This is a genomic window from Oceanisphaera ostreae (assembly GCF_042676125.1).
Classification (GTDB): domain Bacteria; phylum Pseudomonadota; class Gammaproteobacteria; order Enterobacterales; family Aeromonadaceae; genus Oceanimonas; species Oceanimonas ostreae.
Window position 1 is genome coordinate 37,664 of the sequence record NZ_JBHTJS010000046.1, and the last position, 7,553, is coordinate 45,216.

The window sequence follows — 7,553 nt, forward strand, 5'->3', positions numbered from 1 at the left end:
CTCGGGACGAAAATAATGACACTGCTCAACACCTTACAACAACACTTTGGCTTTTCTACCTTGCGCCCTGGACAGCAACAAGTCATTGAAACCATCATGGCAGGTCAGTCGGCTGCGGCCATTTTCCCAACTGGCTCGGGTAAATCGCTGTGCTACCAACTGCCTGCGGTATTACTACCCCATCTCACCTTGGTTATTTCGCCGCTGTTAGCACTCATGCAAGACCAATTGGCTTTTTTACAGCGCATGAATATTCCAGCTGCCAGCATTGATTCCACGCAAAGCTTTGAAGAAAGTCGCAACGTGATGCAAGGCGTGCGTGAAGGTAGGATAAAGGTACTTATGATTTCGGTTGAGCGGCTTAAAAACGAACGGTTTCGCCAGTTTATCAGTCAAGTACCAATATCGTTACTCGTTGTTGATGAAGCCCACTGTATCTCGGAGTGGGGCCACAATTTTCGACCCGATTATTTAAAACTGCCGAGCTATTGCCAGAGCTTGAACATTCCTCAAGTATTGCTGCTGACGGCCACCGCAACACCTAACGTTATTGATGATATGCAGCAAAAATTTTCTTTGCCTGCCGACAACGTCGTGCTAACCGGATTTTACCGCCCCAACCTACACCTGGAAGTATTCCCCGTGGCGGAGTCCGACAAAATCAGCAGCCTGATTACACAACTACGAACAGAGCCCAAAGCACCAACTATTGTCTATGTCACCCTGCAACATACTGCCGAGCACGTAGCGGAGAAAATCATGGCTGCAGACCTTCAGGCAAAAGCTTATCATGCGGGTATGGAGCAAGAGCGTCGCCAACAATTACAACGCGATTTTATGGACGGTCGCGAGCCTTGCATCGTCGCCACCATCGCTTTCGGTATGGGCGTAGATAAATCTGATATTCGCCGCGTAATTCACTTCGACTTACCCAAGTCGATTGAGAACTATAGCCAAGAAATTGGCCGAGCTGGGCGAGACGGCCAGCCATCACACTGTATCTTACTCGGCAATCTAGCGGGCCAGAATGTGCTAGAAAACTTCGTCTATGGCGACACGCCCGAGCCCGAAGCGATTCTGTCCTTATTACAACAACTTCCTAGCAACGGCGAGCAGTGGGAAATTATGCCCATTCGTCTCGCCAACCACTGTAATATCCGCGTGTTACCGCTTAGAACCCTACTGGTGTACCTAGAGCTTAATGGCATCATAGAGCCGCTATACAGCTATTATGCTGACTATCGTTTTAAGTTTAATGCCTCGCCTGATGACATCATCGGCCGCTTCAACCCCGAGCGACAGGCGTTTTTAAGTGCGGTATTTAATGGCTCGCCACTGGCTAAAACTTGGTGCCAAGTCGACTTTGAAGCGATTTGGCAACAGGCGTCAGGTGAGCGTAAACGTGTAATAAGCGCACTAGACTATTTACATCAGCTAGGTTTAATCACCCTAGAAAGCAAGCAGATGATTGAAGTGTATAAAGTACTGCAACCGACTCTGAACTTAACTGAAGAAACAAATCGCCTGCACCACTTGTTTCAACAAAAAGAGCACAGCGAAATTACCCGCCTCAATGAGATGATCCAGTTCTTTGAAAGTGGCAGCTGTTTAAGCCATAACCTTGCTGCCTACTTTGCAGATCATCAAGCACCAGAACGATGCGGCCATTGCTCGGTGTGTACCGGCAAGCCAGCACAACTTCCTACCCCCTCTAAACCGCCCTTGCCTGCAACTAAACAACTGCAGCAGTGGTGCCAAGAGCTGCAAGCACAAAGTGTTCCCCCCCTCAGTTTGCATACCCTCACTTGCTTTTTATGCGGTATTAGCACGCCACTACTTAACCAATTAAAAGCCAAAAAGCTGTCAGGCTTTGCAAGATTAGAACAGCACAGCTTCAACGATATCCGTAACGCGCTGGCTGAAAAAACATAGCGCCCAGTGCTATATTTTCCTTAAACTGACAGCTTACGGCTTAAAGCTTACCGCTGCCCGTAGGGCTTGGCTTTACTATGCTGTCATAAAACTCTATATTCTCATCATCGGTATAACCGATTTCGTTCTCGGGGCGGGGTGCAATTCCCCACCGGCGGTAAACATAAGAGGCCACAACAGGCCAACCATGAAGCCCGCGAGCGCCTTACTGGCTAGATTACTCAGCCGATAAGGGTCTAGCAGATCTGGTGTGATTCCAGAGCCGACGGTGATAGTCCGGATGTGAGAGAGCGTCAGACATGTCCTTTAATACAGTTTTACTGCACCGTTAAGTGTGGTTTGTGCTGACCAAAGACCCACAGCCTTTTGCGAATCTAGTTTCGCCTATGCTGTGCTTGCCTGTACGTTCACCCTGATTCAGTGATTTTTATAATAGGATTTACCCATGGATCAGAGCTTAACGAAAAAAAGCGACTTTAATGTTCGCGACCAACGCATTGCCTTTATTCACGCCTCATGGCACGCCGACATAGTGCTTAACGCACTAGAAGGCTTTCGCAGTCAACTTATCGAGCTGGGATATGATGCCGATAAAGTTGACGTTATTGCCGTTCCAGGGGCTTATGAAATTCCCCTGCAGGCCAAACTGTTGGCCAAAACCGGCCACTATGCTGCCATTGCCTGCAGTGGCCTGGTGGTAGACGGCGGTATTTATCGTCATGACTTTGTGGCACAGACCGTGTGCTCGGGCTTGATGCAAGTGCAGCTAGAAACTGAAATCCCGGTACTTACTGCCATTCTTACTCCTCATCATTTTCATGAGCACGGTGAACACCAGCAATACTTTAGCCGCCACTTTGTACAGAAAGGGCAAGAGCTTGCCCATGCTGCCGATGGTGCCATACGCTTAACTGCCCAAGCTAAAGCCATTAGCTGAGTTTATTCTGCAACCACGATAAAACGGGCCAGGCGCCCGTTTTTTATTCTTTACATAAATAAGAGCCAACACCCCGCTTTATTCGCTTTAACTGCCCCAGTGTCACTACTTTTTAATACATAAACCACACAAAATATAACAACCAAAGTGAGTCAGTCACTCTGCTCCTATGCACTTAATATGCTCGGCAACCAGACTCTGTTAGGCTTTAGGGTCATTATCTGTTACACCTATTACTTACAGGATAAAATCAACAGATAGAATATAAAAAGAGATAATGGCAGGGTACTGCCACGCTATTGATTCAACATTGAAAATGAATAAAGACCTGTTGCTTGAAACTGCCTGATTTTTATTATCGCGCTCACTTTGGCTATTACTGATATCGCCTCTAACATTGAGCTAAGGAAGGCTCATTGATGATTATGATCCAACATTATGCCGCTAAACTGTCCCGACTCGCGTGGTTAATTGCCATTTCAGGCTTGTTGCTGACCATCTTTGCCTCCTTACAAGTCAAGATGCTTAATCAAAGCAATGCCATTAAAAACTTTGCTTTTACTGCCGATCAAATCGCCATTAAAATTGAAGAGCGTTTAGCCGCTTATGCATTGGTACTGCGTGGAGGCGCCGGCCTGTTTGATGCTTCAGGCTCGGTTACTCGCCAAGAATGGACACAGTACGTCAAGAAGCTGCAAGTGTCACAAGCAGTAAGTGGCATATCCGGCATGGGGGTTATTACGCTGATGTCAGCTGAAAACCTTGAAGATCATATTGCCGAGATACGAAGCGAAGGCCTTGCTGACTATCAAGTATGGCCTGCTGGTAATCGTGATCGCTATTCCTCTATTCTTTTTATCAGCCCCGCTACTGGTAACAATTTACGTGTTCTTGGCTACGACATGTTGAGTGAGCCAGTGCGCCGTGCCGCCATGTTAAAAGCAGCAAAGACAGGAAAAGCAACACTGAGTGGCAGAGTTGACCTCAAAATAGCAAACAACAATAACATACAAGCTGGCACCCTAATGTTCGTGCCTCTCTATCAAAAGGGCGCACTCGTAAACACGGTAGAGCAACGTCAACAGGCTCTGATTGGTTGGACATACTGCGCCTACCGCATGGACGATCTCATGCAGGATATACTGGCTGATTGGTCACGCCACCAGGAAGAAGTCATTGAACTGCGTGTATACGATGGCAATAACGATATACAGCAGCTGCTGTATGTAAACCATGAGCGATATAACAATCTTCCTGCCAATACTTTACAACAACAGCGAATAATCAATTTCAATGACCGACAATGGCTGCTGATATTTGATCACTTACAACCTGGCCAGCTGCTTAATAACACCAGCAGCTGGATGACTGCCTTAATCGGCTTCGCATTGACTATTTTGTTATTTTTCCTCTTTCAGTCTATCTCGGGAACCCGTACTCGAGCCTTGGCACTGGCAAAAAAACTAACCAAGAGAATTAATCAGCGCGAACAACAGTTTGAAAAATTACTTAATCGCCTAAGAGCAGTGACCAGCCGCATCCCGGGCATGGTGTATGAATACCGACTTTACCCCGACGGGCGAGCTTGCTTCCCCTATGCCAGTGAGGGTATTCACCAGATCTATCGTGTGAGCCATCAGCAGGTTCAAGAAGACGGTACCTTAGTGCAAGAGCTGATTCACCCAGCTGATCTTGCCGAGGTATTGAGCAGCACACAACACTCGGCAGAAACCCTGGAACCTTGGCGTCACGAGTATCGGGTGATATTTGCAGACGGCACCCAGCGCTGGCTATTTGGTGACTCTCAGCCACACAAAGAAGCGGACGGTTCCATCAGCTGGTACGGCATGATGACCGACATCACAGACCGTAAACAAACCGAATTAGCACTCAAGGCCGCCAACCAGCAGACCCAACGCTTTAAAGAAGCACTCGATCATGTCCCCGCCTGCATATTCATGAAAGATACCCATTCTCGTTATATTTATGCTAACCGTACCACCCTGAAATTGTTCAATTGCACCGCACAAGAATTGCTTGGCCATCAAGGAACCCCGTTCTTTTCTAAAGAAGAGCTGCGGCGTTATCAGCAAGTAGACTCTTATGTATTAAGCGGAGAACAGATACAAAGCGAGTTTGAAGCCAGCCATCAAGACGGTAAAAAAGTGACTTTTTTAGAGGTTAAAACCCCTATTTATGACGGGTCTGAAAGTAAAACAGCCGTCGGCCTGTTGGGCATTGCTACCGACATCACCCAGCTCAAGGCCAATGAGCAAAAACTGGAACGACTGGCTCATTACGATCCGCTCACTCAACTACCTAACCGAGTACTACTGGCCGACCGGCTGCAACAGGCGATGCTGCAAGCTCGGCGTCGGCAACAGTCACTCGCCGTAGTCTATCTGGATCTGGATGGTTTCAAGCAGATCAATGACAGCTACGGGCATACCGCAGGCGATCAACTGTTAATGACGGTGACCGCGCGCATGAAAAACGAAATCAGAGAGGGCGATACATTATCACGACTCGGTGGCGACGAGTTTGTGGCCATTTTACTCGATTTAGCCGACTTGGCAGACAGCGCTCCTTTACTTAATCGGCTACTGCAAGCGGCGTCACGACCGATACAGCTGGGTCGCCACCGATTACAGGTCAGCGCCAGTCTGGGGGTTACTTTTTATCCGCAAGCAGAAGATCTAGAGTCCGAACAACTGATACGCCAGGCCGATCAGGCTATGTATCAAGCCAAACTGGCTGGCAAAAATCGTTACTACTTGTTTGATGCCGAGCAAGACCGCAACATGCGTAGCCACCACGAAAGCCTGGAACATATCAGCGAAGCCCTTAAAGCCGATCAATTCGTGCTCTATTATCAGCCCAAGGTCAATATGCGTACTGGCAAGGTACTGGGCGTAGAAGCACTGATACGCTGGCAACATCCCGAACAGGGATTATTGGCACCTGCACATTTTTTACCTGTTATTGAAGATCACCCTCTTGCGGTGAATGTAGGTAACTGGGTGCTGGATACTGCATTACAACAGATTCGCAACTGGCAACAGCAAGGAGTAAGCCTGCTCGTTAGCGTTAATATCTGTGCTCGCCAGCTGCAACAGCCCGATTTTGTACACTTACTCGAACGTTTGTTACAGAGCTACCCAGATATTAGTGCCGAGCTGTTGGAACTAGAAATTCTGGAAACCAGTACGCTGGGCGATTTGGCGCAAATATCTAACACATTGGAGGCATGCAGAGCCCTGGGGGTCAGCATATCCCTCGATGACTTTGGCACCGGATACTCGTCTCTCACTTACCTAAAGAGATTGCCAACCAATGTCATCAAAATCGACCAAAGCTTTATCCGTGACATACTGCAAGACTCAGAAGATTTGGCCATACTCGACGGCGTGCTCAGCCTAGCAGGTGCCTTTGGCCGCAAGGTCATTGCCGAGGGTGTAGAAACCCTCCAGCATGGTGATACCTTATTACGCATTGGTTGTGACATTGCTCAAGGTTACGGTATTGCCAAGCCCATGCCAGCAGCAAATATTCTTACCTGGGTAGCTACATGGCAACCCGAACCCCACTGGGCTGATTTACGTCGCCTAAGTCGAGAAAAACTCCCCTTGCTCTATGCCAGCATAGAGCACAATACCTGGTTCGAAGACATCGCAAATACACTGCATAATCACAGTAAACACTGGCCACAACTTGATATTGAACAAGGTTACCTAAACCATTGGTTGGCCAGCCAACCAGCTATTTCCCCCGAACGCCTCGCAACTCAGTATCGTCTGCACCATCAAATACGCGACCTTGCACTGGAGCTAAAAGAAGCACACCAGGCAGGGCAAGCCAGCACTGGCTTAGACAAGTTAGACGCCTTATTCGCGCTGCGCGATCAGCTGTTCCATGAACTGGAAGACTGTATGAATGAGTAGTATCAACTTCATAGTACTCTGCTCATATACTTACACCAAACTGAGTAAGTAATACCAATCACACTAAAAAAATGGTCTGATTTTATTTCATGTAAAGGTCGAACAAAGGCTCTACTCCACCGACACGCTGCCAGGGTTAATGACATTCACCATTTTAATTTACTGCGAATATTCACTGGATATTCGGTCAGATTAAAACAGTTCATCTCGGCGGAACACACTCGCCTATGACGCTCAAACACATAACATCCCTGTTATGTGATGGTCGGTGGAGCCGATCTCTTTATCCGTCCCTAGGCTGCGAGGTCGCCTGTCGCTGCGCTTTACAGACAACTCGGTGCTTAAGGAGAGGTAATAGAGATCGGCTCTCACGTCCGTGACAATGCCATGGATGGCATTTCCTGAGCCCCCAGGGGGCAGCGTGCTGCCGTGTATCTTTGTTGGGTAATGGAACGAATTCCCTGTGAATATTCGCAGCCGCTACCCAGTAAAGATGGCTAGCCCAGTGGCGTGTCGTGGGAGTTGACTCTGTTTCCTCTCGTATCCGATTTTAAACTAGATCACATTTTTACTTAGATTGGTATTATACCAATCCTCCCCCAAGCGTAGGGTCGCCTTATTTAGGCAAGGAGTATTCGACCTCTTTAGGCCGTGCTATGGTTTTTGGTCGATTGAAATCGACCCTTGTATGTTTAAGTCAGATGAATTGATAGAGTATTTAACAGTTACTGGGGAAGCCGTTC

The 7,553-nt window shown here is 47.8% G+C and carries 3 protein-coding genes and 1 riboswitch; all 3 genes read left to right on the forward strand.

Annotated features, from left to right (window positions below; translation table 11 throughout):
• Nucleotides 1-15 precede the first annotated feature (15 nt).
• The 3 genes from ACFQ1C_RS12220 (at nt 16) to ACFQ1C_RS12230 (ending at nt 6,810) form a co-directional block, all read left to right on the forward strand.
• Complete coding sequence (locus ACFQ1C_RS12220; protein WP_379558895.1) at nt 16-1,932, forward strand: RecQ family ATP-dependent DNA helicase; 1,917 nt, start codon at nt 16-18, stop codon at nt 1,930-1,932.
• A 120-nt stretch (nt 1,933-2,052) separates the two neighbouring features.
• A riboswitch (FMN riboswitch) is annotated at nt 2,053-2,228 on the forward strand.
• A gap of 149 nt (nt 2,229-2,377) precedes the next feature.
• Complete coding sequence (locus tag ACFQ1C_RS12225; protein ID WP_379558896.1) at nt 2,378-2,869, forward strand: 6,7-dimethyl-8-ribityllumazine synthase; 492 nt, start codon at nt 2,378-2,380, stop codon at nt 2,867-2,869.
• 419 nt (nt 2,870-3,288) lie between these two features.
• Entirely contained in the window at nt 3,289-6,810 is a 3,522-nt protein-coding gene (locus ACFQ1C_RS12230; protein WP_379558897.1) for a bifunctional diguanylate cyclase/phosphodiesterase, read from the forward strand.
• The last annotated feature ends 743 nt before the right edge of the window (nt 6,811-7,553 follow it).

Bases quoted from the DNA above. Each gene is read 5' to 3' on its own strand.
- ACFQ1C_RS12220 (WP_379558895.1), top strand. From the start codon at position 16: ATGACACTGCTCAACACCTTACAACAACACTTTGGCTTTTCTACCTTG.
- ACFQ1C_RS12225 (WP_379558896.1), top strand. From the start codon at position 2,378: ATGGATCAGAGCTTAACGAAAAAAAGCGACTTTAATGTTCGCGACCAA.
- ACFQ1C_RS12230 (WP_379558897.1), top strand. From the start codon at position 3,289: ATGATTATGATCCAACATTATGCCGCTAAACTGTCCCGACTCGCGTGG.